Genomic DNA, 26,049 nt, shown 5'->3' with positions numbered 1-26,049 from the left:
TGACAGGGGCGACTCAGCGCTGTCATTCTTGTCATGACAAAGGCGTCGAACAACCAGCAGGCAGCCATCAAAAACCCCTCAAGGAGCAGCCGCGTGGGCCACCCGTACCCGATCCGGGAAATCGCACGTCAGGCGGGGCTGAGCGAGGCCACCGTCGACCGGGTCCTGAACGGCAGGGGAGGGGTGCGGGAGAACACCGCCCGCGAGGTCCGCCAGGCGATCACGGACCTGGACCGGCAGCGCACCCAGGTCCGGCTGGTCGGCCGCACGTTCATGATCGACATAGTGATGCAGACGCCGGAACGCTTCTCCACGGCCGTCCGCGCCGCTCTGGAGGCCGAGCTGCCCGCGCTGCATCCCGCCGTCCTGCGCTCCCGTTTCCACTTCCGCGAGACGGGCCCCGGCGCGGAGCTGACCAAGACCCTCGACCGGATAGCCCGTCGCGGCTCCCAAGGCGTGATCCTCAAGGCTCCCGACGTTCCCGAGGTCACGGCCGCGGTCGGCCGGCTCGCGGAGGCGGGCATTCCCGTGGTCACCCTGGTCACCGACCTGCCCTCCACGGCCCGCCTCGCCTACGTGGGCATCGACAACCGGGCGGCGGGAGCGACCGCCGCCTACCTCATGGGCCAGTGGCTCGGCGACCGCCCCGGCAACGTCCTCACCAGCCTCAGCAGCGGCTTCTTCCGCAACGAGGAGGAGCGCGAGATGGGGTTCCGCAGCGCGATGCGCACCCGCCACCCGGAACGCGCGGTGGTGGAGATCGCCGAGGGACAGGGCCTGGACGCCACGCAGTACGACCTCGTCCGGGCCGCCCTGGAGCGGGATCCGGAGATCCGGGCGGTCTACTCCATCGGCGGCGGCAACATCGCCACGCTCCGGGCCTTCGAGGACCTGGACAGGGAGTGCGCGGTGTTCGTGGCCCACGACCTGGACCACGACAACGACCGGCTGCTGCGCGAACACCGCCTGTCGGCGGTCCTCCATCACGACCTGCGGCAGGACATGCGAGAGGCGTGCCACATCGTGATGCGGGCGCACGGGGCGTTGCCGCCGGCGGGGCCGACGACACCTTCGGCGATCCAGGTGGTGACGCCGTACAACATGCCGTACTAGGTCGCTGTCCGGCCGCGGGTCCGGGCCGGCTGTTCGCCGGGGAAGACGATCCCGCACCGTCTTCTGATCTCGTCCATCACCCGCAGCGTGGCGACCGAGTCGGCAAGCGGCCGCAGAGGCGTCTCGACGAGGCCGTCCCGGATGCGGCGGGCTGCCTCGGCGGCCTCGAAGTGCAGGCCGTCGTGGCCCGTACGAGGTTCGGTGTACGTCAGTGGCGGGCCCCCTCCGGCCGGCCTGAACACCACGTCCCCGGGCTGGTGGAAGGGCCCCGGCAGCCGGAGGGTCCCCTCGGTCCCCGCGATCACCGCCGTGCTCGGAGTGTCACTGAACAGGGTGGTGTGAAGGACGGCCCGCCCGTCCAGGACGGCACCGATCTGCCCGTTCACCCCCGAGGGGTGTGCCTGCCCCGAAGCCTGCACGTTCTCCGCGGGGCCCAGCACCCAGGTGGCCAGCGACACCGGGTAGGTACCGAGATCGAGCAGTGGCCCACCGGCGAGATCGGCACGCAGGATGCGATGTCCCCCCGCAGGGTCGAAGTACTCACCGAGGTCGGCCAGCACGGACCGCACCTGGCCGAGCATCCCGGAGTCGAGCACCTGCCGTACGACATCGAAGCGCGGCAGAAAGAACGTCCACAACGCCTCGGCACAGAACAGCCCACGCGAGGCGGCGAGTTCGGCGATCTCCGCGCCCTGCGCCGCGTTCAGGCCGAGCGGCTTCTCGACCAGGACGTGCTTGCCGGCCTCCAACACCAGTCGCGCACAGGCGAGATGGGCGGTGTGCTCGGTGGCGACGTACACGACATCGACGTCGGCGGCGGCCACCAGCTCCTCGTACGAGCCGTATCCGCGCCTGATCCCGTGCCGGGCCGCGAACTCCTGCGCCCGGGCGGCATCGCGCGAAGCCACGGCGGTGAACCGCTGACGGGTGTGCCGCTGGACCGAATCGACGAACCGCTCGGCGATCCAACCGGTGCCGAGGACACCCCAGTTGAGGGCGGGCGCGGCCATGGGATCGGGGGTGCGGGGCGCGGGAAGTGTGGTCACGGCATGCCTCACAGGGCCGGTACGGACACGGGCACGGTCCGGCCGCCGTCCCGCATCGACGCGATCACCGCCTGTGCGACCGCGGACGCGGTCAGCCCCGCACGCGCGGAGGCCAGCGGCGAGGACCGTCCGGCGACGACCGAGTCGATCCACGCCTGCAGCTCCAGCCGGTAGGCCTCGGTGAACCGGGGCCGCCAGTCGGCCGGGTATCCGGTGGACCGGTTGCGCTCCAGCGAACTCACGACCAGCGCGGGATCGGCCAGCCGCAGCGCGCCCCGCTCGCCGGCGATCTCACAGCGGACCTCGTACCCGTAGCGGGCGTTGAGGAAGGTCTCGAGGGTGGTGAGCGTGCCGTCGGCGGTGTGCAGGAGCATGACCTGGGGGTCACGCAGACCGGGAGCGGACTCACCCTCGGGCGCGTGCCAGGACACCGCGGTGACGGGTGAGTCCAGCAGCCACGGCACGACGTCGAACTCGTGGATCGAGGACCCGGTGACGCTGAACTCGCTGACCGCGCCCGGTGCCGAGGTCACACCCCGGCTCACACAGTGCACCACCCTGGGCCGACCGCACCGGCCCTCTCCCAGCGCGGCCTTCAGCGCGACGTACGCCGGGTCGAACCGCCGCATGAAGCCCACCGACACGAGCCCGCCGCCCGCCTTGTCGTCCTCACGGACGACCTCGACGCACTCGGCGACCGTCGGCGCCAGCGGCTTCTCGCACAGCACCGGCTTCCCGGCGCGCACGGCGGCCACGGTGAGCTCGGCGTGGGTGGAGTCGTGCGAGGCGACCACGACGGCGTCCACGCGGGATTCGGCGATCAGCGCCCACGCGTCGGGGCTGACGAGCGCCCCCGGTACACCGGACGCGACGGCCCTCGCCCGCGCCTGGTCGACATCCGCCACCGCCACGACCTCGGCCGACGACACGAACCCGTGCAGCAGCCGCACATGATCGGCACCCATCACCCCGGCCCCGATCACCCCCACCCGGACCGTCATGCCGACACCTCCACCCATGAACCGCTTTCCGCGGAGCGGGACATGGCGTCCAGTACGACGGCGCTGTGCACGGCGTCCTCCACCGTGGCCCCGTACGACGTGCCCTCGGCGACCGAACGCAGGAAGCGGTACGCCTCCACGACCTTGAGGTCGTCGTAGCCCATGGCGTTGGCCGCGCCCGGCTGGAAGGCGCCGAACTCGCCGTCGCCCGGGCCGACATGCACCGTGCTGACGGGCTGGTCCTGGTAGCCGGTGCCGCGGCTGATGCCCAGCTCACCCATGCGGCGGAAGTCCCAGAACACCGCGCCCTTCGTGCCGTGCACCTCGAAGCCGTAGTTGTTCTGCTCGCCGACCGAGACCCGGCAGGCCTCCAGGACGCCACGGGCACCGGAGGTGAAGCGCAGCAGGCAGTTGACGTAGTCCTCGTTCTCGACGGGCCCGAGCTCTCCGGTCGCCAGGGTGTGCCCTGCGGTGGCCCCGGTGGGGCGGGCGCGCTCGGGCACGAAGATCGCGGTGTCGGCCGTGAGGGAAGCGATGTCGCCGAGCAGGAAGCGGGCCAGGTCGGCGCCGTGCGAGGCGAGGTCCCCGAGCACTCCGCTGCCGCCGCGTTCACGCTCGTAACGCCAGGTCAGGGCACCCTGAGGGTGGGCCGCGTAGTCGCTGAAGAGCCGGACGCGGACATGGGTGACCGTGCCGATCTCCCCGGAGGCGATCAGCTCGCGGGCGCTTTCTACGGCGGGCGCGTTGCGGTAGTTGAAGCCGACCGCGCTCCGCACGCCGGTCCGGGCCACGGCGTCCGCCACCGCGCGGGCGTCCTCGGCGGTGAGGCCGACCGGCTTCTCGATCCAGATGTGTTTGCCGGCCCCGGCCATCGCGACGCCGATCTCGCGGTGCAGGAAGTTGGGCGCGGTGATGCTGACGGCCTGGACACGCGGGTCGGCGGCGACCTCGCGCCAGTCGTGGGTGGCCGAGGCGAACCCGAACTGCGCGGCCGCCTCCTCGGCCCGTCCCGGCACGTCCTCGGCGACGGTCACGAGTTCGGCGCGCAGCGGGAGCCCGGGGTAGTGGTGCGGGACACGGGCGTAGGCCTGGGTGTGCACCCGCCCCATCCAGCCGAATCCGACGACGGCGACACCGAGCGTATCGACCATGGGGGAGCACCTCTTTGGACCGGTCCATTTCCTGTCCAGGCCACCTTGGGTGCCGTATTTGCTTGATGTCAACCCTTTGACAAGCCGTGCTGCGCCATGGAACGGTCCATACCCATGAGAGCGCCGACGATCCGCGATGTGGCCGACCGGGCCGGTGTCTCGAAGTCGCTGGTCTCCCTCGTGCTGCGGGGCTCCGAGCAGGTGCGCCCGGAGAAGCGGGAGGCCGTGCTGCGGGCCGTGCGCGAACTCGGCTACCGTCCGAACGCCGCCGCCCGGAGCCTCAGCGAGCAGCGCACCCGCACGGTCGGCGTCCTCCTGAACGACCTGCGCAACCCCTGGTTCGTGGATCTGCTCGACGGTCTGAACTCCCTGCTCCACGACAACGGCCTGCGCATGCTCCTGGCCGACGCCCGTCTCAACCGCCGTACCGGACAGGATCCGGCCGGTCCCTTCCTGGACCTCGGGGTGGACGGCCTGATCGTGGTCGGCACGCTGCCCGACGCCGCCGCGCTCGGGGCGGTGGCCGAGCGGCTCCCGGTGGTCGTGGCGGGCGCGCGCGAGCCCAGGCTGCCGGGGGTGGACGTCGTCGCCAACGACGACGAGCGCGGCGCCCGCCTGGTCACCGAGCACCTGATCGGCCTCGGTCACCGCCGCGTCGCGCACATCGCGGGGTACGGGGCGGTCGGCGAGCTGCGCCGGCGCAGCTTCGAGGCGACGATGCGGGCGCACGGCCTCGCCCAGGAGGCGGTCGTCGAGGCGAGTGACATGACCGAGGAGGGCGGCTACCGCACGACGGTCCGGCTGCTGAGCCGCCCCGACCGGCCGACGGCCGTCTTCGCCTTCAACGACATCGCCGCGATCGGCGCGGTGTCGGCCGCGGAGGAACTCGGCCTGAGCGTCCCGCGCGACCTGTCCGTCGTCGGCTACGACAACACGAGCATCGCCCGGCTCCGCCACGTCTGGCTCACCACCGTCGACAACGCCAGCCACGAGGTCGGCCGCCGGGCCGCGCGGTGTCTGCTCGACCGGTTCGAGGGGCGTGGGGGAGAGGGGCGCACGGATCTCGCAGCGCCGGTGCTGGAGATCCGGGGGACCACGGCGGGCCCGCTCACAGATTGATCGCGTACGCCTTCCGCAGGGTCTCGTGCACGGTCCACGTCGTACGGTCGCCCGCACGCAGTACGGCCATGTCGCCGGGCCCCACCTTCAGCGTCGGCCCGCCCTCGACCTCGATGGTCGCCGACCCGCTGATCACGACGAACAGTTCGTCCGCCTCCGTGTCGGTGACGACTCCGGGCGTGATCTGCCAGATGCCACGGATCTGTCGTCCGTCCTCCGACTCCCAGACCACCTTTCCGGTCACCTCGGGCGTCCCCGAGACGATCTGCTCCCGCGCGAGGGGCTCGGATTCGAGCTCGGCGTCGGGGATGTGGAGTACGAAGCTGTGGTCCATGGTGAGACCCTAGCGAGGTCGTTCCCGGCCCGTGGGTCGACAGTGTGTGGAGTGTCGGCGCAGGTGGGAGGACACTCCGTCGCGACCTGGCGGCGCCTGGTGGCCCGGGTGATCGTGGTCGCCGCCCCGCGGTCGGGCGCGGCCACGCCAACGCCGCCCCGGCCGCCGCCCCGACCAGGGAGCGACGGCCGGTCAGTCCGGTACCGAGCCCGGTCCTACGCCTTGGCGCCGACCTCCGTCGGCTTCGTCGGCCCGTCGGCCGGGGGCTGCGGGGTGGCGTGCCGCCGGCGGGGGATGAAGGTCGCTACGGCGAACGCGAGCAGCGCCGCCCCCGCCCCGATCACCATGACGACCTTGAAGCCGATCTCCGAGGGCAGCGCGGTGCCGCCGAAATCGGTGGTCATCCGGGCCAGGATCACACCGGCGAGAGCGCTGGCGAAGGAGGTGCCCAGGGATCGCATCAAGGTGTTGAGGCTGTTCGCGGCGCCTGTCTGGGTGGGGTCCACGGCACCCATGATCAGGGCGGGCAGCGCGCCGTAGGTGAAGCCGATGCCGGCGCCGATGACGCAGGAGACCAGGACGAGGTGCCAGACCTCGGACATCAGGACGATGTTGAGCGCGTAGCCGGCGGCCACGATCAGCGCGCCGATCATCAGCGTGACCTTGGGGCCCTTGGCCTTGGTGACGGCCGCGGAGACGGCGGACATGGCCATCATCACCAGGCCCTGCGGGGGCAGCACCAGGCCGACCGTCAGCATGGACTTGCCGAGGCCGTAGCCGGTCTGCTCGGGCAGCTGGAGCAACTGCGGGAGCACCAGGGACATCGCGAACATCGAGACCCCGAGCGCGATCGAGGCGAGGTTTGGTGAACAGCACCTGCGGCTTGGCGGTGGTCCGGAGGTCGACCAGCGGCTGCGGGCTGCGCAGTTCCCACCAGCCCCAGGCCGGCAGGATCACGACCGCGGCGGTGCCGAGAGCGACTGTGGTGCCGCTCGTCCAGCCCCAGTCACCGCCCTTGGAGACGGTCAGCAGCAGCGAGACCAGACCGGCCGACAGACCCAGCGAACCGACGAGGTCGAACCGGCCCCCGGCGCGCACCTTGGACTCGGGCACGATCAGCAGGACGAGCACGAAGGCGACGGCACCGAGAGCGGCCGAGACCCAGAACAGGATGTGCCAGTTCCAGTTGTCGGCGATGAACGCGGCGGCGGGCAGCCCCAGCGCACCACCGACACCGAGCGAGGCACTCATCAACGCCGTGGACCCGGCCAGCCGGTCGGCCGGCAGCGCGTCCCGCATGATGCTGATGCCGAGCGGTACGACCGCGGCGGCCAGACCCTGCAGCGCACGTCCGACGATCATCGGGACGAGGGAGTCGGCGAGGCCGCAGACCAGCGAACCGGAGACCAGCAGCACGATGCTGAGCAGCAGCATCCGGCGCTTGCCGAACATGTCGCCGAGCCGCCCGACGACCGGCGTGGCCACGGACGCGGCGAGCAGGGTGGCGGTGACAGCCCAGGCGGTGTCGGAGGGCTCCGCGTGCAGGAGCTCGGGCAGCTCGGGAACGATCGGGATGACCAGGGTCTGCATCAGCGAGACGACGATTCCGGCCAGGGCCAGGACCGCCACCACGGCGTTCGGCTCGGGTGGGGCTGACGACCCCGGTTCGGCGGGTTGGGCAAGGGCGTCGGACATGGCTGGGCCTCCGGCAGGGAACCTGGTATTGCTTGACTCACTCAAGTGAATCGCAATTGATTGACTTAAGCAAGTTCAATGGCGGTGTGCTGTGCGGCGCGGCTTCCCGATATGGCAGACAAAATTGTTGACAATCTTGTTTGGCTAGATTTAGGTTCGACAGGCACTCACTCAGGGAGGGCAGCGATGCCGAAAGAAGCCCGTCCGAGCACCGGGGAGCAGGCCAAACAGCACGCGCTCGCGCAGCTGCGGCAGGCGATCCTGCACGGCGAGATGGCACCGGCGCAGCGGCTGGTGGAGAACGAGCTCGCCGAGCAGTTCGGTGTGACACGGGCCAGCATCCGGGCCGCACTCATCGATCTGGAGGCCCAGGGCCTCGTCGAGCGGATCCGCAACCGGGGTTCCCGGGTGCGGGTGGTGACCGTCGAGGAGGCGGTCGCCATCACCGAGTGCCGCATGGTCCTCGAAGGACTGTGCGCGGCCAAGGCGGCGACCCTGGCCAGTGACGAGCAGCTCGCCGAGCTGACCGAACTGGGCACGGCGATGACCAAGGCCGTGGCCGACGGCGAGCCGATGACCTACTCCGAGCTCAACCAGGAGCTGCACGCCCGGGTGCGGGAGCTCTCGGGCCAGCGGACCGCCGTGGATCTGCTGGAGCGGCTGAACGCCCAACTGGTGCGTCACCGCTTCCAGTTGGCGCTCCGGCCGGGACGCCCGCAGCACTCCCTGAACGAGCATCTGGCGATGATCGAGGCGATCAGGGCCAGGGACCCGCAGGCGGCCGAGAAGGCCGTCCGCGCCCACCTCACCAGCGTGATCGAGGCGCTGCGCGACTGAGCCGCGCGAGGCGGGCGCGAACCTGTCGACTTCAAGGAGATGTCCGTAATGACGCAGTCAGGCGCGCCCGCCCCTCCACGTTCGACACTGGTGATCACCGCGCATGCCGGGGACTTCGTGTGGCGGGCGGGCGGAGCCATCGCCCTGGCCGCCTCCCGGGGCGAGAAGGTCACCATCGCCTGTCTGACCTTCGGCGAGCGCGGGGAGTCCGCCAAGGCCTGGCGCGAGGGCAGGAAACTCGACGAGATCAAGGCGATACGCCGGGACGAGGCCGAGCGCGCCGCCGCGACCCTCGGCGCCGAGGTGCGCTTCTTCGACGCCGGCGACTACCCGCTGGTCGCCACCGCCGAGTTGACCGACAAGCTCGTCGGGGTCTACCGGGCCACGCAGCCCGACGTCGTGCTCACGCACCCGGTCGAGGACCCGTACAACGGCGACCATCCCGCCGCCCACCGTATGGCCCTGGAGGCCAGGGTCCTGGCGCAGGCCATCGGCTACCCGGGGGAGGGCGAGATCATCGGCGCCCCGCCGGTCTTCTACTTCGAGCCCCACCAGCCCGAGATGAGCGGCTTCAAGCCCGAGGTGCTCCTCGACATCACCGAGGTCTGGGAGACCAAGCGCAAGGCCATGGAGTGCCTCGGCGCCCAGCAGCACCTGTGGGACTACTACACCGACCTCGCCGTCCGCCGGGGCGTCCAGCTCAAGCGCAACGCGGGCCCGAACCTGGGTCTGGCCCACAAGACCATGGCCGAGGCGTACATGCGCCCCTACCCGCAGATCGCGAAGGAGCTGGCGTGATGGGCGTGATCGTCACCAACCCACCGAAGGCGGACCTGAAGGACGTCGACGCGCTGGCGCGGTACGGCGTGGCCACCGTCAGCGAGGCGATGGGCCGAACCGGCCTGCTGGGCCCGGCCGTTCGCCCTGTCCAGCAGGGCGTACGCGTCGCGGGCACGGCCGTCACCGTGATCGGCTGGCCCGGTGACAACCTCATGATCCACGCGGCCGTCGAGCAGTGCGGCGAGGGCGACCTCCTCGTCGTCACCACCACCTCGCCGTGCACGGACGGCCTGTTCGGCGAGCTGTTCGCGACCGCCCTGCGGCAGCGCGGGGTGCGCGGGGTCGTCACCAACACCGGCATCCGCGACACCCAGGAGCTGCGCGATATGGGCTTCGCCGCCTGGTCCCGGGCCGTCTCCTCGCAGGGCACGGTCAAGGCCACGGGCGGCTCGGTCAACGTGCCGATCGCCATCGACGGCCAGGTGATCCGCCCGGGCGACGTGATCCTCGCCGATGACGACGGTGTCGTGGTCGTCCCCCGCGAGCGTGCCCGCGAGACCGTCGAGAGGTCCGAAGCCCGCGAGGCCAAGGAGGCCGCCACCCGCGCCGCCTTCGTCGAGGGCCAACTCGGGCTGGATCGCTACGGGTTGCGGGAGACGCTGAAGAGGCTCGGCGTGGAGTACCGGACGTACGAGGAGTGCGAGGGGGAGCGGCCGTGACCGAGGGGGTGCCCTGCCTGCTGATGCGGGGCGGCACGTCCAAGGGCGCCTACTTCCTCGCCGACGACCTGCCCGCCGAACCCGCCCTGCGCGACGACCTGTTGCTGCGGATCATGGGCAGCCCGGACGAACGGCAGATCGACGGCCTGGGCGGCGCGCACCCGCTCACCAGCAAGGTCGCCGTGATCTCCCCGTCCGCCGACCCGGAGGCCGACGTCGACTACCTTTTCCTCCAAGTCGTGCTCGACCGACCCGAGGTGAGTGACCGTCAGAACTGCGGGAACCTCCTCGCCGGCGTCGGCCCGTTCGCCGTCGAGCGCGGACTCGTCCCGGCGGGGGAGCAGGAGACCTCCGTCCGGATCCGCATGGTCAACACCGGCGACCACGCGACGGCGACCTTCCCGACCCCCGGGGGCCGGGTGCGGTACACGGGGGACGCCGAGATCTCGGGCGTGCCGGGGACGGCCGCGCCCGTGGTGATCGAGTTCCCGCCGGGCGCCGGGGAGTTGCTGCCCACCGGCAAGGCCGCCGACGTCATCGACGGCGTCGAGGTGACCTGCGTGAACAACGGCATGCCGACCGTCCTGATCCCGGCGTCCTCGCTCGAGGTCACCGGCTACGAGCGGCCCGGGGACCTGGAGGAGGACCTCGCCCTCGCCGACCGGCTGCACTCCATACGGCTGGCGGCGGGCCGTCTGATGGGCCTGGGGGACGTGTCCGACGCCACCGTCCCCAAGCTCACGCTGCTCGCCCCGCCGCGCGACGGCGGTGCGGTGACCACCCGCACCTTCATCCCGGTGCGCTGCCACCCCTCCATCGGCGTCCTGGGCGCGGCCAGTGTGGCCGCGGGCCTGCGGATCGAGGGGGGTGTGGGCGCCGGCCTCGCGGAGATCGATCCCGGGAGCGACCGCGTCCGCATAGAACACCCCACGGGATTCCTGGACATCGAGAGCAGCCTGACCGCCGGCCCCGGCGGCCCGCCCTCCGCCCGGCGCACCGCCGTGGTCCGTACGGCCCGCAAGATCTTCGACGGCACCGTGTTCCCCCGGGCCGTCGACCGACTCACAGGAGGTCTCTGATGACTCCGCCGCTCGGCGACATCGCCCACATCGGCCACACCCAGCTCTTCACCCCGGACCTGGACGCCAGCGTCGCCTTCTTCACCGACTACCTGGGCCTGACGGTCAACGGCCAGGACGGCGACACGGTGTATCTGCGGACCTACGACGACTACGAGCACCACAGCCTGGTGCTCACCGCCCGCGACCGGCCCGGCCTCGGCAGGCTCGCCCTGCGCACCTCCGGCGAGGAGGCACTTCACCGCCGTATCAAGGCGGTTGAGGAGTCGGGCGGCACGGGCAGATGGGTCGAGGACGAACCCGGCCTGGGCAAGCTGTACGTCACCACCGACCCGGACGGTCATGAGCACGCCCTCTACTGGGAGAGCGAGTACTACCGTGCCCCGGAGGAACTCCGACCGGCGCTGAAGAACCAGCCGCAGGCCAAGCCCAACAGGGGAGTGGGCGTACGGCGGTTGGACCACATCAACTTTCTCGCCGGCGACGTGCTCGCGAACGCGGAGTTCCAGCGACACGTCCTCGGCGCCCGGCCCACCGAACAGATCCGGCTGGACAGCGGGAAGATCGCGGCGCGCTGGCTGACGTACACGAACAAGTCGTACGACGTCGTCTACACCTCGGACTGGACCGGCAGCGAGGGACGGCTGCACCACATCGCCTTCGCGACCGACACCCGCGAGGACATCCTGCGCGCGGCCGATCTCGCCATCGACACCGGTGTGTTCATCGAGACGGGCCCCCACAAGCACGCCATCCAGCAGACGTTCTTCCTGTACGTCTACGAGCCCGGCGGCAACCGCATCGAGCTGTGCAACCCGCTCACCCGGCTGGTGCTGGCGCCCGACTGGCCGCTCGTCACCTGGACCGAGGACGAGCGGAAGAAGGGGCAGGCCTGGGGGCTGAAGACCATCGAGTCGTTCCACACGCACGGGACGCCGCCGGTCGGCTGAGGCGTGTGGAGCCACCCCCGGGCATCGATTGTCAATGAGATTGTTGACAAAAGAGGTGACACTCCGGGCGGTGGCTCCTTAGCGTCTGGCGCACCACGTACGAGAGGTAACCAACGATGTCCACCTCCCCCTCCCCGCTCCTGTCGGCCCGCGGCAGCAGGCTGGCCCTCCTGGTCGTCGGTCTGTGCTGGCTGGCCGTGCTCTTCGACGGTCTCGACATGTTCATCTACGGCTCGGTGCTGCCGCACCTGCTGGAGACCAGGACCTTCGGCCTCACCGCGGACCAGGCCGGCGACCTCGGCAGCTACGCCACCTTCGGCATGCTGGTCGGCGCCCTCGTCGCCGGCACGATCGCCGACCGGATCGGGCGCAAGAAGCTGATGGTCTTCATCGGTATCGCCGCCCTGCGCAGCTCCCAGCGGACGGCCACCGACGGCGAGCGGGAACTGGTGGCCGCACACTGACCCGACCTGCCGCCCCAGGGGGCGAGGACGAATGCCGGCCACCGCGAGGACGCGGGAGCCGGCGTTCGGCGCGGACGCTCCGGCGGCGGTGCCGCCGGGTCGCCAGGCTGTTGCCGATGTTGCGGGAGAGGTGGGGGACGGGGGAGCTGACGTAATCAACACGACAGGTCGCCCCGAGTTCCCGGGCGTGCTCCGGCTCAGTGCGACACGCGCACCCCGTCCAGCGCGATCGACAGCACCCGGTCGCGCTGGGCGTCGTCGTCGAAGGCCGTCGCCGTGATGCCGGCGACCATCCGCAACAGGTCCACGAAGTCCATGTCCCGCCGCGCCCGGCCCGCCTCCTGCGCCCGCTCCAGCAACGGCCCGCCCGCCGCGTACATCGAGTCCCGGCAGGCCGCGAAGATCTCCGACTCGTCGTTGAGGGCCTCGCGGACGGCCCGCTTGGTCACCATGTAGCCGGCGAACCGGTCGAGCCAGGTCGTGAGGGCCTGCCAGGGCTCCTCGTCGGCGAGGTCCTGGGCCACCTGCACCAGGGTGTTCACGTCGTCCGCGTAGACCGTCTCGAAGAGATGGCGGCGGGTGGGGAAGTTCCGGTACAGCGTGCCGATGCCCACGCCCGCCCGGCGCGCGATGTCCTCCAGGGAGGCCTCCGCCCCGTGCTCCGCGAACGCCTCGCGGGCGGCGGCCAGCAGGGCGTCGTAGTTGCGGGCGGCGTCCTTCCGGTGGGGCCGACGGGACGCGACGATCTCGGTGACGGGGAACGACGGGGCGGTCACGGCTGCCTCCCGGGGAGGAAACGGAGGTGCACCTCCGGTACGGGTTGAAGCGGAGGCTTGCCTCCGATAGAGTGGAGGCGTACCTCCACTTTAGCAGTCGAGGTACCTCCATCGTCCTTTCCGCGACCGCTTCCCACGAGGCTCCGGCCGCACTCTGTGTTCGGAGAGGCTCTTCATGCCCCGCAAGTCCACCCGCCTCACCTTCGCGGTCCTCGCGACCGGTGCCGGCGTGTTCTCCATGCTCCAGTCGCTGATCGCGCCGGCCCTGCCGACCGTCCAGCACGCGCTGCACACCTCGCAGTCCACCGCGACCTGGGTGATGACCGCGTATCTGCTGTCCGCCTCGATCTTCACACCGATCCTCGGCCGCGTCGGCGACCTGATCGGCAAGAAGCGCACGCTCGTCGCCGTCCTCGTGACCGTGGCGGTCGGCTGTCTCCTCGCCGCGCTCGCGCCGAGCATCGGCGTCCTCATCGTCGCCCGGGTCGTCCAGGGTGTCGGCGGCGCCCTCTTCCCGCTCTCCTTCGGCATCATCCGGGACGAGTTCGCCGCGTCCGAGGTGAGCGGCTCCATCAGCAACCTCTCCGCCGTGATCGCCGCCGGCGGTGGCGTGGGCATGGTGGCGGCCGGTCCCATCGTGACCGCGCTCGACTACCGCTGGCTGTTCTGGATCCCGGTCGCCATCGTGATCGCCGCCACCCTCATCGCCGTACGATATGTGCCCGAGTCGCCCAACAGGGCCCAGGGGAACGTCAATTGGCTCGGTGCCGTCCTGCTGTCCGCGTGGCTGGTCGCGCTGCTGCTGCCGCTCAGTCAGGCGGGTACGTGGGGCTGGGGCTCGGCCCGGGTGCTCGGTCTGTTCGGCGCGGCCGTCGTGCTGTTCGCGCTGTGGCTGTACTCCGAGGCCCGCTCCCGCAGCCCGCTGATCGACCTGAAGGTGATGCGCCTGCCGGCCGTCCGGGCCACCAACGCCGTGGCACTGCTCTTCGGCGCCGGGATGTACTCCATCTGGTCCTTCCTGCCGGGCTTCGTCCAGACGCCGTCGTCGGCCGGGTACGGCTTCGGCGCGAGCGTCACCGCCGCCGGGCTGCTCATGCTGCCGATGCTGGTGGCGATGTTCTTCTCCGGTGTGCTCAGCGGCCGTCTGGAGCCGGTCGTCGGCGCCAAGCCTCTTCTGGTGACCGGTGCCGCGCTGGGCGCGGTGGCCTGCGGCTTCCTCGCTCTCTGGCACGACGAGCAGTGGCAGATCGCCGTGGTCGCGGGCCTGTTCGGCCTCGGCATCGGTCTTGCGTTCGCCTCCATGGCCAACCTGATCGTGGGCAGCGTCCCGGCCGACCAGACCGGCGCCGCCACCGGTATGAACGCCAACATCCGCACCATCGGCGGCTCCATCGGCGCGGCCGTGACCAGCGTCCTGGTCACGGGGCATCTGCAGGCCTCGGGACTGCCGTACGAGTCCGGCTACGCCCACGGCTTCACCCTGCTCGCGGTGCTGTGCCTGGCGGCGGCGCTGGCTGCCCTGCTGGTTCCGGTACGGCGGGCCGGGCGCCGGATCGTCACCGGGACCACGGAGCTTCGCGAGCCGGTCGCCACCCGGGGCTGACCTTCCGCCAGTCGGTCCGGCCGCGCGTGTGAGGTAGGGTCTACCTGCGCGATCACACGGAACATCCGTGGGAGACGCGGCCGGGACGTGGCGCAGCTTGGTAGCGCACTTGACTGGGGGTCAAGGGGTCGCAGGTTCAAATCCTGTCGTCCCGACGGCACGGAGGGCCTTCGTGGGTGACAACCCGCGAGGGCCCTTTTCGATGGAGGCTGCCGGGAGGAACCGGCGCACAACGGCCCGCTTCCCCTCCGCCGTTGTGGGCGATCGCGGGCGCGGACGTACTGACCCTGTAACGAGCGTCAACGCGCCCTCGCACAGCAGGCGTTCGGCCTGGCAGAGTGGGGTGGGTACGCCGCGCGGCGGCAGGGGAGGCACGAGGGATGACGGCGACGATCTCCGTGAAGGTCGAGGGACCGGTCGGGCTCGACGAGCCGGAGCAGCTCCTGGAGGAGCTGGGACGGGAGACAGGGCTGACCTGGCGGCTGGAGACGGCCGGGCAGGACGGCACCCTCGACGGCGGCCTCGCCGCCATCATGCTGGAGGCCGTGCTCGGCGGCGCTGTCGGTGCCGCGGTGCAGGTCGCCGTGCAACGCGCGATCGAGACCTGGCGGGGCCGCAGGCTCGATCCGCCACCCGTCACCATCATCGTCGTCCAGCCCCCGCAGGCCCCGCCGCCCGCCCAGGACCCGCGGCCCGCGCCGCGCACCGACGGCCTCACCACCCCCGAGGGGAGCTGACCGGCATGGCATCCCGGGCGCTGGTGATCGGCGTCGGTACATACGGTGACGAATCCGGCATACAGGGCTATCCGACGATCGAGGCGAGCGCCCGTGCCTACGGGGCCGCGCTGGCCCGGGACCCGCGGTGGGGCGCCGCCGACCGCTCCCCGGTGCTGGAGCCGGACGAGGTGCGGACGGCCGACGACGTGATGTGCGCCCTCCAGGAGGCGGCCGCGGCCGGCGAGGGCCCGGAGGACACCCTGCTCGTGGTGTACGTCGGGCACGGCGCCTACTGGCAGGACGTGCCCGGCGGCCAGGTCCACTTCGCGGTCGGCTCCTCGCGCGTCAGCGAACCCTGGACATGGCTGTCCGCCTGGTACGTGTACCGGGCGATCAGGAAGAGCAAGGCCGGCCTCAAAGTGCTGATAGCGGACTGCTGTTACTCCAGCATGCTGCCCCACCTGGGACCCGAGTCCGCCCTGCCGGGCGCTCTCGGCACCCGCTACAACGGCACCTGCGTCCTCACCGCGGTCGGCGGCAGCGTGCACAACGCGTGGGCCGGCGCCTGCCAGAACCTGCCTCACCCCCTCGACACCTGCACACCGTTCAGCGGCCATCTGCTGAACGTGCTCGGGCAGGGCATGCCCGAGCACCCCGAGGACCTCACCCTCGGCGCACTCCGCGCCGGTATCGACGAGGGGATGCAGGAGTGCGGCGTGCACCACGCGCCGCGGATGCTGCTGAACGACGCCTCGGAGGCGGCCCCGCTGTTCACCAACCACGCCAAGGGCCGCCGGCCCCGGACCCGCGCGCTCGGCACGGTGGACGAATGGGTGCGCGAGCTGCTCCTCAACGGCGAGCGCAACCTGGCCGATCTGATGCGCCGACCCGACCTCGCGGGCCGCGTGGTCGTACGACTGAAGGCCGGGGACGAGCAGAGCCGGGACCTGGCACGCCGCGTCGACCGGAAGGCCGGCGAACTGCTGCCCGACCCCGCCGACTTCGTCAGGTACTGGGGTGAGATCGAACCCGCGATGCTGGGCGGCGGATGACCGGCGCCGACAGCGCCGCGGGCGACCGCCGCACCCATCACCTCTTCCAGCCGGACCTGGCCGAGTCGCTCAACGAGGCGTACGCCTGGGTCGCGCGGGCCGAGGTCAGGCACTTCATGGGCATCCTGGACAGGATGCGCAAGGAGCATCGCGAGGCGATGGCCATGCGCGCCCTGTACGCCTTCGCGCTGCGCCGTCCGGTCGACGAACTGGTCGAGCTCGCCCACCACTTCGACCCGCGGGACGGCGTCATGCTGATGGCGACGGCCGCCCTGTCACGGCCCGTCGGAGAGGCCGCCGAGCTGGCCGTGATGCAGCAGGAGGCGGAGTCCGGCAGCGAGCGCGCCCCGATCACCGCGAGCATCGTGCACGACGTGGCCTGCCAGCGCACGGCCTTCGACGTGGCGGTGTTCGTGCGGGTCGTGGAGGAGCGGGGGTCCGACCTCGCGGAGCGCACCGTGCAGGTGTTCGCGGGCCCCGGCTCCGGCCGCACCAACCTCGACAAGGCACTGCTGTACACCGCGCTCCGCGACGAGGGCTGTGACCGTGAGGCCGACCGGCTGCTGGAACTGACCTTGCGGGCGATGGCCGACAGCGACCCGGGCGCCGGGCCGGGCGAGGAGGGCGAGGAGATCGCCGACCTGTCGGGCGCGTTCCAGCACCTCAGCCCGGTCGGGCGGGTTCTGGAGCGCTGGATCGAGGAGAGACTGAAGGCCTCGGACGCGACCCAGGTGGAGATGACCCGGCGACTGGTGGCGAAGCTGGTCGCCCGGCGCGGGACCGGCCACGACGCCCTCGCCGAGCACATCGGCCGCACCACGCGGCCCCGGCACGTGGTGAAGCTCTGCGCGCTGCTGGCGAAGGAGGAGGACTCACCCGCCAAGTGCGCCCTGGTGCGTCACTACGCGGCCGGGCACACGAACGTCCAGGAACTCGCCGCGCTCGTGTCGTACTGGCACAAGGAGCCGGCCCTGACCCGCACCACCCGGGAGCTGCTGGCCGACATCGTGGCGGGTTCCGCCACCCCGGGCTCCGCCCCCCGCCCCCTCGACGAGCTGAAACACCTGGACGAGTGGCTGCCGGAGAAGGACGCGGCTCCCGAGTGCTCCCGGCTGCTGCGCTACGTCGCCGCCGTGAGCGTCGAGGGGCGCTCCGGCATCGAACTGGTGGCGCTGCTGGACAACGTCGAGCGCAGTCGTGACCGGACCCGGGCCGCGGACGAGGCGGGACGCCGGCTGGCTCTGGCCGTCATGGAGCCGCACGCGGACCGGGACTGGTTCGTGGAGTGCGTGAGCGCGCTGCGGACCCGCCACTCGGCCGCGGTGGACGCGGCCTGCCGCGAACTCTCCGACCCCTCGACCTGGTTGACGGTCGACGCAGCCCTCGTCGCCGACGTCGCGGCCCGTCTGCACCGCGCCGACCTGCGCGACGAGGCCTGGACCTTGCTCGAACGGTTCCTGGAGAACGAGCAGTTGGTGACTCCGGCCGCCGTAGTCCAGGTCGTGGGCGGGGTACTGGCACTGCCGCTGCCGGACGCCGAGCTGCTGCTGCGGGCCACCGTGGGCCGCTGGTCGGACGTGGGCCACCGCGATGACGCGGTGGCCGAACTGCGGGCGGCAGAGCAGCACGAGGCGGCGGAGTGGGTCATCAAGTCCCTGCGGTGACGGGCACTTCCTGAGGTTCACGGCGGGGCACGGGCAGGGTGGGCGGCACTCTGTCCATGTAGCGTCGGCAGGCCCGGACCAGCAGCGGGAAGACGACAGCCGCCGACAGGGCCACGATCAGCTGCGGCACTATGGCCAGATCCTCGCTCAGGACGTCCCGCAGCAGTGTGCACGACACGATCACCGCCCAGTGCGCGAGGAACAGCAGCACCGGTCGTACCGCCGGGTCCCCGCGGGTGGCGAAGCGAGAGACGTGGTCCCGGGCGTCGTAGCGCCTGAACAGGCCTCCTATGAAGGGCAGATCGCGTCTGGCCAGCCAGGGGAGCCCGAGCAGCAGCGCCGAGCCGATTCCCACGGCGGCCATGCCCCGCCACACGTTGGGCCACCCCGCCTCGAGCATCACGACGGCGATCGCGACGAACGCGGTGGCGGAGAGCGTCAGGTGCACCATCCGGCGCGTGCGCCCGAACCCGGGCAGTTTCAGCGCCACCAGGACGACGCCCGGCGTGGCGTACACGACCAGCGTCGGGACGCTGTTGAGGGTGACCAGTTCCTCCCAGTTGCCCCGCACCACGACGAGCATCGCCAGCCCTATCGCGAAGTTGACCAGCAGGATCATCCAGTACGCGTCGATCTCGCCGTCCCGGAACCGGAACGACGCCCGGCGCGCCGTCTGCAGCCCGCGGTGGGTGAGGTGGGCGCGGCTGAGGGCAGCGACCTCACGGGTCAGGGCGTGGGTGAAGACGAGGCCTGACCCCATCGGCGACAGCACCGCGTTCACCCGGATCAGCCAGGCCAGCCAGGTCAGCGTCGCCGCCGCGGCGAACTGGGAGTACGGCGATTCGAGCATGTTCCCGGTGAGCCCCTGGCAGTGCCTGCCGAACACGTACTGCAGCGCCGTGTACAGCACGAACGCGCCGACGAGCGTGCCGTACACCGCCCAGCGCAGCCGCGCCGCCTCGCCCATGCCCCGCCGTTTGACGTTGCCGGCGAAGTCGAGCGGCGCCTGGAAGCCGATGTACGCGTAGATGACGGCGCCGCCCAGGACCACGTACAGCGGCGACAGGTGCCCGGCCTGGCTCTGCAGGTGCTCGGCGGTTCCCGAGCGCCCGCTGAGGTACCAGACCTGCTCCGGCTTGCAGCTCTCGGCGGCGTCGAACGCGGCGAACCCCAGACAGACGATGATCAGCACCGGCACCAGGACCTTCACCATGGTGATGAAGAGGTTCAGCCTGATCAGCCGGCGCGGCGGCAGCAGGTTGAGCCCGACGATCAGCGCCATGAACACCACAGCCCACAGGACGCCGGTCATGGAGAAGTCGTAGGCGTGTTCCATGCTCTGCGGGGTGGGCGCGGCGACGTTCCTCAGCGCCTCCCCGTTCCGCAGCAACGACGGGAACCAGTACGCCAGTCCGTGCACCATGGCCACCGCCTCGCTGGCCGGATTCACCGCGTACACGATCCACAGCCCGGCGGCCACGACCGTGGCCACCAGCGGGCCCGCGGCCTGCAGGGGGAGGAAGATCAGGCCGCCCGTCTTGGGGACGGCGATGCCCAGTTCGACCATCACGGCCGCTATCAGCAGCATCAGCGCTCCGCCGGCCGCCCAGGCCCACACGGCGTTGTCACCGGCCGCCCAGTGGGCTTTACCGGCCGCCAGCAGCCACCCGGAACCCACGACACCGCCGGCGGCGAGCCCCACCAGATCCAGTGTGGACAGCCGACGGCGTTCGTCGGCGTCCTCCAACGAGCCCGACCGTGCCGAGCCCCGGTCGCCCATCCACCCCAACTCGTCCCCCTCCCCCGGAGTTACCGCAGACCAGGTTATCTTCGGGAGCGACGCGGGAGGTTGTGGACGGCAGGTGAGGAACCGGTACTGAATCGATGCCGGGACGACGCCTTCGCAGGTTCCCCCTCGCTGCCCCTGGCCGGCGGGTCCGCCCGAAGGGACGGGCCCGCCGGTGGCGTCGTCAGGGCTCCGTGCGGACCAGCCTGTCGTAGGCATCCACGAGCCTGCTCGCGAGCTGGCCGACGCCGAGGACGTCGAGGCCCTTCTGCCCGCGCACCGCGGCTCTGGCGGCCGTGCGTGCGGTGGCGAAGTCGGCCCAGGAGTCGGCCGTGTAGTCGCTCCGGTCCGGGGAGCCCACCGCGTCCAGGGCGGTCCGGAGCGGAGTCGTGTCGACCGGCCCGTCCACGTCGCCGGAGAGTGCGGTGAACGCGTCGAGCACGATCTTCCCGGACCTGAGGGTGAACGTCGCCGTGTGTCTGCCGTCGGGCAGGCCGCGGAGCGAGTACGTCGCCTGACGCTTGTCGGTGGCGGTGGTCCTCGCGTTCCGGGCGACGGGCCGGCTGTCCACCAGGACGTCGAGGACGGCACTTCCGTCGTTGCCGCCGATGACGTCGATGCCCGTGCCGCGGAACGGGACGGTGACGGTCGCCCCCGCGGTGGCGCTGGTCGACGTCGAGCGGTACCAGTTCATCGCGTCGCCGAGGGAGGCGTTCCGGCTCCAGGTGCCCTCGTAGGCGACCGAGCCGTCCATGTTGTCGGTCAGCGTGGTGGCGTACGGGGTGTAGCCGGCGACCTTCTCGACCCGCAGGTTGTCGAACGCGGTCGTGTGGAAATCGGTGCCGAGCTTGACGCGGCCCTCGGTCACCGGCGTCGGGTCCTGGTAGCCGGCGACGGCCTGGCCGTCGACGTACGCGGTGACGGTCGCGCCCTTGGCCTCGACGGCGAGGCGGTAGCCGTCGGACGCGGCGACCGTCCCGGTCCGCAGCGCCGTGCCGTACCGGTAAAAGGTCCAGCTCCCGCTCGGGCCGATCCCGACGCTGTACGCGGCGTCGGTCGCGGCCATGCCTTTCTGCTGGCGTACGCCCAGGGTGGCGAGGCCGCCGGCCGGGTCCGGGAAGGAGACATCGACCGAGGCCCGGTAGTTCTCCCAACGGAAGTCGCCGACCGTGGTGTTGGGGGTGTTCCGGTTCCAGGCGCCGGTGTCCTTCATGGACTGGTCCAGGTACTGGTACAGCACGTTGTCGCCGCTCGGCCCCTTGCCGACCTCCCAGGCGCCGGTCTGGTCGACCAGGTAACGGGGCTGGTTGCCACGGGAGGCGAGGTACGACTGGGAGACCTTGCGGGCGCCGTTGTCCGTGCCGACCTGGACCCGGCCCTCCTCCTTGTACCCGAAGTCGTCGGCATACAGGACGCTGTCGTGGGTGTCGTGTCTCTTGCCGGCCACGTCGGTGTCGAGGACCGTGCGGGCGGCGGACTCCGGAAGGCGCTGTTTCGTCGCCTTGTCGGAGCTGCGGTCGAGGGTGGTGAACGTGACGATCGAGCGCGGCTGGACGGTGTAGGTGTAGTAGCCGTCGCTGTCGGGCCGGATCTGCGCGGCCAGATGCTTGAAGTTGGCGTCGTAGGCCTGGCCGGGGTCCGCCGCGCGGGTCTCCCAGACCTCCATGGTGGGATCGCCGCCCAGGGCCATGTTCTCGGCCTTGATGCGGTAACTCTTCGTCCGGTCGCTGTCGTTGACGGCGATCGTCGAGAAGTCCTTTTTCGCCGGGTCGGCGAGCGTCATGTAGCTGGGGGCGCCGTTCGAGCCGTCGACGTTCTCGGTGCCGCTGACGCCGCTGTAGCTCGCCTCGGGCACGGTGCGCCAGATGCCGGCCGTGTTGGTGTCGTTCTCCCAGCCGGTCTTCGCGAACTGGGTGAAGTGCTGCATCACATACACGGCGGCGTCGTAATGGATGCTCCCCGACCACGGGTCACGGGCGCTGACCAGCTCCTTGTGGCTGTACTGCGCGCCCTCGTAGAAGGACCCGATCGCCGGCTGGAAGATGTAGTGCGTCCGCTTGGAGTTGGCGTAGCTCTTCACGGAGCGGTTGGCGACGTCGAGGGCGCTCTGCACACCGCCGATGCCCGTGCTCGCGCCGCCCGGCCCCTCGGTGTTGGAGACCCGGTAGTCCGTCCAGCCGAAGGAGCCGACGCCCTCGCTGTACCAGACCTCCTTGTCCTGACCGTAGGTGTTGTCGCCGGTCGCCAGCTTCGTGTACGGCCGGTAGGTGGCGCTGTCCGACGTGCCGTCGAGCCGGTCGTCGGTGGTGTAGTGGTAGCCCACCGCGTCGACCATGCCGAACAGCTCGGTGTCCGTGAGCATCGCCGGGCCGATGTTCTTCGTGGTGTTCTCGTCCGAGGCGACGATCTTGATGTCGTGGTACGCCTTCGCGGCCGACTTCTGCTGACGGGCAGTCAGGCCATAGCGTGAATCGCTGAATTCGGTGTCGTTCGCCAGCGTGCTCTTGTACCACTTGATGAAGGAGATGTCCGGTTTCTGGGTTTCGTTGGTGTCCGGATTCACGTAGTCGACCATGTACCCGTACTTCTGGTACGCGTCGAGGATCGTCTCCTTGTACCACCGGTACATCTCGTCGGTGCCGGTGCCCTTGTTCCACTCGCTCTGCACCCACTGGGGCATCACCCAGCGCAGGATCGACACCTTGAGCCTCGGGTTGACCGTCTTGGCGTCGGCGGCGAGTTGGAAGCCGGGGGAGCGGGACGCGTCGGCGAGTTCGTCGCGGGTGCGCATCGTCGCGGGATCGGAACCGGTGGAGGTGTTGGTGTCCGAACCCATCTCGATCTTGACGTGGTTGATCAGGGGGCTCTTCCCGCCGAACAGGACCCTGATGAGCTGCCAGTACCGTTCGGGGTGCTCCGCCTTGTAGTCCATCAGCAGATTGCTCGTGCTGTTGCAGCTGAGCAGGCCGAGGCCCTTGTAGGTCAGGCCGTTCACGTTGTCCGCGCGTACGTCGTTCCCGTCGACCACGATCTGCACGGGGTCGTCCGCGGAGTGGGCGGCGGGCGCCGCGGTCACTCCTGCCGCCAGTGCCATGGTGGTCGCCGCGGCGAGGGACGCCCAGCCGAATCTTCGCTGCATACCCATTCGGGGGACCGTAGGCGGCAAGCGCTTTCTACGTCAATCCCCTTGCGTCACTCGGGATGTGACCGTCCCCGGGGGGTGTGACCTGCCGAAAAACGCGTGGACCGCGAAGGTGCCGTCGCGGGACACTGCCGAACTCGGACCGCTACGCCCCATACACACAGGGTTAGGATGCACACACCTGAGCTGGAGAAGATCACGCCGCGCAGGGGCGCGGTGCTCCTCGCGCTTCGTTACTACGGACGGGAGTTGGCCCGGCTCCGCCGGCTGACGGTTCCCGCCATGGTGCTGTTCGCGCTGGGCGGCATCGGCCTCAACTACATCGCCCCGCTGATCGTCGCGAGGCTCGCCGGCGACATCGCCGACGGTGCCGAACTGACCGCCGGGTCGGCACTCCCGTACGTCCTGGGTTTCGCCGGTGTCCTGCTGCTCGCGGAGGCGCTGTGGCGAGTCGCCCTGCACTGTATGAACCGTCTCGACGCCCTTGGCATCGAGCATCTGTACGTGATCGGAATGGACGAACTGTTCGCCAAGGACGCCACGTTCTTCCATGACAACTTCGCCGGGTCCCTCACCAAGCGCGTCCTGAGCTTCGCCACCCGTTTCGAGCCGTTCGTCGACACCCTGGCGTTCCAGGTCGTGGGCAACGTCGTACCGCTGCTGTTCGGCTCGGTGGTGCTGTGGCGCTACGAACCGCTGCTCGTCGTCGGCCTGTTGACGATGATCGCGGTGACCGCGCTGTGCGCGGCACCCCTCATCCGGCGCCGCCAGGCGCTGGTCGCCGAGCGCGAGGCGGCGGTCGCGCGGGTCTCCGGACACGTCGCCGACAGCCTGATGAACATGGACACCGTCCGTGCGTTCGGCGCCGAGGCACGCGAGGCCGCCGAACACCGCTCCCGCGTCGCGACCTCACGCCGGCTCACGCTCCGGTCGTGGGACTACGGCAACCTGCGCATCGACACCTTCGTGGCGCCGATGTCCGTGCTGACCAACGCGCTGGGCCTGCTCCTCGCGGTCACGCTCGGCGGAGGCAGCCACGGTGTGGAGGCGGTCGTGGTCGCCTTCACCTACTACTCCAACGCGACCCGGATCATGTTCGAGTTCAACCAGATCTACCGTCGCCTGGAGAGCTCGATGACGGAGGCCGCGCAGTTCACCGAGCTGCTGCTGACTCCGCCGACGGTGCTCGACCCGCCCGCGCCCGAGCCGCTGCTGCCCGGGAAGGCCGACGTCCGATTCGAGCGGGTGAACTTCGCCCACACAGGTGCGGAGCTGCTCTTCGAGGGCCTCGACCTGTTCGTGCCCGGCGGGACGAAGGTGGGGCTCGTCGGCCGGTCCGGCGGCGGCAAGACCACACTCACCCGGCTGCTGCTGCGGATGCAGGACATCGACGGCGGCCGGATCCTGGTCGGCGGACAGGACATCAGCAGACTGCGCCAGACCGACCTGCGCGGTCTGATGGCCTATGTGCCGCAGGACCCGGCGATGTTCCACCGCACCCTGCGGGACAACATCGCCTTCGCCCGGCCCGACGCCACCGAGGCCGAGATCCGCCGCGCGGCCGAGGCGGCACACGTCACGGAGTTCGCCGACGCGCTGCCGGAGGGCTTCGAGACCCTGGTGGGCGAGCGCGGCGTCAAACTGTCCGGCGGACAGCGCCAGCGCGTCGCCCTCGCGCGGGCGATCCTGCGGGACGCGCCGATCCTGCTGCTCGACGAGGCCACCAGCGCCCTGGACTCGGAGAGCGAGATCCTGGTCCAGGAGGCGCTGTGGCGGCTCATGGAGGGGCGGACGGCGCTCGTGGTGGCGCACCGGCTGAGCACGGTCGCGGGCATGGACCAGCTCGTCGTCCTCGACCGCGGTCGGATCGTCGAACAGGGCAGTCACCAGGAACTGCTCGCGCTGGACGGCCCGTACGCCAAGCTGTGGCACCACCAGTCGGGCGGCTTCCTCGAAGACGAGCCCGTGGAGGTCGAGTTGCACTGAACGGGGTGGTTCACAGGGGTGCCGGGGAGGACGCACCCGAGATCAACAGGCGGGGTATGCCCGTGCCGTCGGCCGGCACGCTCCACAGGTCGCTGCTGCCGACCTTGCCGTCGGTGGGCAGGGCGTAGGCGACGGTCCTGTTGTCGAGCCAGGTGGCCTGGTCGTCGACGCTGTGGCGTTCGGCGAGCGCGGTCTCCTTGAGGGTGCGCAGGTCGAGAACGTACTCGTGCCACAGGTCGGTACGGGACAACACCCGCTTCTTGAAGGCCACTCGGGTTCCGTCGGGGGAGAGCGAGGGGCACTCCACGTTCTCGGCCAGCGTGGTCACCGTCCTGCGGGAGAGTGAACCCCGCACCAGATAGGTCTTGTTGGCGGTGTTGAGGGTGGCGTAGAACGTGTCGTCGTCCGAAGCGAAGGTGACGCCCCAGAAGTTGACGTCCGAGGCCCGGTACGACGTGCCGTCCAGGACGATGGAGAACGTCTCCAGACTGGGCGTCAGCTTCATGGTGCGGGTGTCCAGGACCGAGGTCCGGGTGGAGAAGAAGGCCGACGAGTAGGACTCGCCGGAGACGAAGACCGTCCAGGCGACGAAGCGGCCGCTGGGGGAGACCCGGGCCCGGCTGGGGGTGCCCGCGAGGGCGTAGGTGTGCCGGGTGCGCAGGTCGGCGTCCAGGAGCAGCGCGCGGTTGCTCTGCTTGAGGACACCGGGGTTGGACTGGAGGCAGATACCGGTGCCGGCCGCCGCGTAGAAGCGCGCGCACTTGAGGTCGGAGGCGGTCCGACCGCCCTTCGGATCCGCGGAGGGGACCGAGGCGACGGCGGTGCGGTGCGGGCCGGCGGCCGCGTTGATGAACGTCAGGCGGTTCTTCTGGTCGAGCGTCAGCCGGCCCGTGCTGACGGCGGGGCCGCCCGACTGCGGCCGGTTCGCCCGGTCGGCGCGGTCGGCGGCGTGCAGCACCATCCCGGTGCCCACGCCCGCGAGCAGCACGACCGCCGTGACCAGAACGAGCAGGCGGCGGCGTATCGGTGTCAT

At 70.7% G+C, this 26,049-nt stretch carries 20 protein-coding genes, 1 tRNA gene and 2 pseudogenes; 14 read left to right on the top strand and 9 right to left on the bottom strand.

The genetic code is table 11. From position 1 onward, the window contains the following. Positions 1 to 93 precede the first annotated feature (93 nt). Positions 94 to 1,113 (top strand): LacI family DNA-binding transcriptional regulator, encoded by a 1,020-nt coding sequence (locus tag OG841_RS06965; RefSeq protein ID WP_328642257.1) that lies wholly within the window; start codon positions 94 to 96, stop codon positions 1,111 to 1,113. On the opposite strand, the gene OG841_RS06960 is transcribed toward OG841_RS06965, so the two are convergent. The 3 genes from OG841_RS06960 to OG841_RS06950 are packed head-to-tail and all read right to left on the bottom strand — an operon-like array spanning position 1,110 to position 4,311. Continuing rightward, a complete protein-coding gene (locus tag OG841_RS06960) occupies positions 1,110 to 2,159 on the bottom strand; it encodes a Gfo/Idh/MocA family protein (RefSeq protein WP_371564043.1) in 1,050 nt (349 codons plus the stop codon). The genes OG841_RS06965 and OG841_RS06960 overlap by 4 nt on opposite strands. 8 nt (positions 2,160 to 2,167) lie before the next feature. Then, positions 2,168 to 3,160, bottom strand: a complete 993-nt coding sequence (locus tag OG841_RS06955; RefSeq protein WP_328642259.1) for a Gfo/Idh/MocA family oxidoreductase — start codon at positions 3,158 to 3,160, stop codon at positions 2,168 to 2,170. Beyond that, entirely contained in the window at positions 3,157 to 4,311 is a 1,155-nt protein-coding gene (locus tag OG841_RS06950) for a Gfo/Idh/MocA family protein (RefSeq protein ID WP_328642260.1), read from the bottom strand. Before OG841_RS06950 ends, OG841_RS06955 begins: the two co-directional genes overlap by 4 nt. Before the next feature lie 114 nt (positions 4,312 to 4,425). Here OG841_RS06950 and OG841_RS06945 point away from each other — a divergent pair, with 114 nt between their 5' ends. Then, positions 4,426 to 5,430 (top strand): LacI family DNA-binding transcriptional regulator, encoded by a 1,005-nt coding sequence (locus OG841_RS06945; protein WP_328642261.1) that lies wholly within the window; start codon positions 4,426 to 4,428, stop codon positions 5,428 to 5,430. On the opposite strand, the gene OG841_RS06940 is transcribed toward OG841_RS06945, so the two are convergent. Further along, the gene (locus tag OG841_RS06940; RefSeq protein ID WP_328642262.1) at positions 5,420 to 5,764 is read right to left on the bottom strand and encodes a cupin domain-containing protein; all 345 of its coding nucleotides are present in this window, start codon (positions 5,762 to 5,764) and stop codon (positions 5,420 to 5,422) included. The two genes, OG841_RS06945 and OG841_RS06940, sit on opposite strands and share 11 nt — an antisense overlap. Positions 5,765 to 5,979: 215 nt before the next feature. Beyond that, positions 5,980 to 7,459 (bottom strand): annotated as a pseudogene (locus OG841_RS06935) (MFS transporter). Positions 7,460 to 7,645: 186 nt separating this feature from the next. On the opposite strand from OG841_RS06935, the gene OG841_RS06930 reads away from it, so the two are divergent. The 6 genes and pseudogenes from OG841_RS06930 to OG841_RS06905 all read left to right on the top strand — a co-directional run. Next, positions 7,646 to 8,296: a GntR family transcriptional regulator gene (locus tag OG841_RS06930; RefSeq protein WP_328642264.1), complete on the top strand. Its 651-nt coding sequence runs from the start codon at positions 7,646 to 7,648 to the stop codon at positions 8,294 to 8,296. Positions 8,297 to 8,344: 48 nt separating this feature from the next. Beyond that, positions 8,345 to 9,094 (top strand): PIG-L deacetylase family protein, encoded by a 750-nt coding sequence (locus tag OG841_RS06925; RefSeq protein WP_328642265.1) that lies wholly within the window; start codon positions 8,345 to 8,347, stop codon positions 9,092 to 9,094. Further along, entirely contained in the window at positions 9,094 to 9,795 is a 702-nt protein-coding gene (locus tag OG841_RS06920) for a 4-carboxy-4-hydroxy-2-oxoadipate aldolase/oxaloacetate decarboxylase (protein WP_371564039.1), read from the top strand. Before OG841_RS06925 ends, OG841_RS06920 begins: the two co-directional genes overlap by 1 nt. A 23-nt stretch (positions 9,796 to 9,818) precedes the next feature. Further along, positions 9,819 to 10,874: a 4-oxalomesaconate tautomerase gene (locus OG841_RS06915; protein WP_371570596.1), complete on the top strand. Its 1,056-nt coding sequence runs from the start codon at positions 9,819 to 9,821 to the stop codon at positions 10,872 to 10,874. Beyond that, positions 10,874 to 11,824, top strand: a complete 951-nt coding sequence (locus OG841_RS06910; RefSeq protein WP_328642268.1) for a catechol 2,3-dioxygenase — start codon at positions 10,874 to 10,876, stop codon at positions 11,822 to 11,824. Before OG841_RS06915 ends, OG841_RS06910 begins: the two co-directional genes overlap by 1 nt. A 116-nt stretch (positions 11,825 to 11,940) precedes the next feature. Beyond that, a pseudogene (locus OG841_RS06905) lies at positions 11,941 to 12,273 on the top strand (MFS transporter); the annotation flags it as partial. Between the two features lie 212 nt (positions 12,274 to 12,485). Here OG841_RS06905 and OG841_RS06900 read toward each other — a convergent pair. After that, entirely contained in the window at positions 12,486 to 13,064 is a 579-nt protein-coding gene (locus OG841_RS06900; RefSeq protein ID WP_371564037.1) for a TetR/AcrR family transcriptional regulator, read from the bottom strand. Positions 13,065 to 13,239: 175 nt separating this feature from the next. On the opposite strand from OG841_RS06900, the gene OG841_RS06895 reads away from it, so the two are divergent. From OG841_RS06895 to OG841_RS06875, 5 genes are all read left to right on the top strand, one after another. Next, a complete protein-coding gene (locus tag OG841_RS06895) occupies positions 13,240 to 14,667 on the top strand; it encodes an MFS transporter (protein ID WP_371564035.1) in 1,428 nt (475 codons plus the stop codon). Between the two features lie 81 nt (positions 14,668 to 14,748). Further along, positions 14,749 to 14,822: transfer RNA gene (locus OG841_RS06890), tRNA-Pro, on the top strand. Positions 14,823 to 15,047: 225 nt separating this feature from the next. Next, on the top strand, positions 15,048 to 15,404 hold the full coding sequence (locus OG841_RS06885) for a hypothetical protein (RefSeq protein WP_328642271.1): 357 nt from the start codon (positions 15,048 to 15,050) through the stop codon (positions 15,402 to 15,404). Between the two features lie 5 nt (positions 15,405 to 15,409). Then, complete coding sequence (locus OG841_RS06880; protein ID WP_328642272.1) at positions 15,410 to 16,438, top strand: hypothetical protein; 1,029 nt, start codon at positions 15,410 to 15,412, stop codon at positions 16,436 to 16,438. Then, on the top strand, positions 16,435 to 18,102 hold the full coding sequence (locus OG841_RS06875) for a hypothetical protein (RefSeq protein WP_371564033.1): 1,668 nt from the start codon (positions 16,435 to 16,437) through the stop codon (positions 18,100 to 18,102). The genes OG841_RS06880 and OG841_RS06875 overlap by 4 nt, the downstream gene beginning before the upstream one ends. Here the strand turns inward: OG841_RS06875 and OG841_RS06870 are convergent. Further along, a complete protein-coding gene (locus OG841_RS06870; protein WP_371564031.1) occupies positions 18,086 to 19,882 on the bottom strand; it encodes an APC family permease in 1,797 nt (598 codons plus the stop codon). The two genes, OG841_RS06875 and OG841_RS06870, sit on opposite strands and share 17 nt — an antisense overlap. A gap of 190 nt (positions 19,883 to 20,072) precedes the next feature. After that, on the bottom strand, positions 20,073 to 23,033 hold the full coding sequence (locus tag OG841_RS06865) for a GH59 galactosidase (protein WP_371564029.1): 2,961 nt from the start codon (positions 23,031 to 23,033) through the stop codon (positions 20,073 to 20,075). A gap of 168 nt (positions 23,034 to 23,201) precedes the next feature. Here OG841_RS06865 and OG841_RS06860 point away from each other — a divergent pair, with 168 nt between their 5' ends. Beyond that, complete coding sequence (locus OG841_RS06860) at positions 23,202 to 25,016, top strand: ABC transporter ATP-binding protein (RefSeq protein WP_365118761.1); 1,815 nt, start codon at positions 23,202 to 23,204, stop codon at positions 25,014 to 25,016. A gap of 10 nt (positions 25,017 to 25,026) precedes the next feature. Here OG841_RS06860 and OG841_RS06855 read toward each other — a convergent pair whose 3' ends face one another. Next, the gene (locus OG841_RS06855) at positions 25,027 to 26,049 is read right to left on the bottom strand and encodes a TolB family protein (protein WP_328642277.1); all 1,023 of its coding nucleotides are present in this window, start codon (positions 26,047 to 26,049) and stop codon (positions 25,027 to 25,029) included.

Origin of the sequence: Streptomyces canus (genome assembly GCF_041435015.1) — a bacterium.
Taxonomy (GTDB): Bacteria; Actinomycetota; Actinomycetes; order Streptomycetales; family Streptomycetaceae; genus Streptomyces; species Streptomyces canus_G.
Note: the sequence above shows the minus strand (reverse complement) of the source record. Positions and strands in the feature narration are given on the sequence as shown.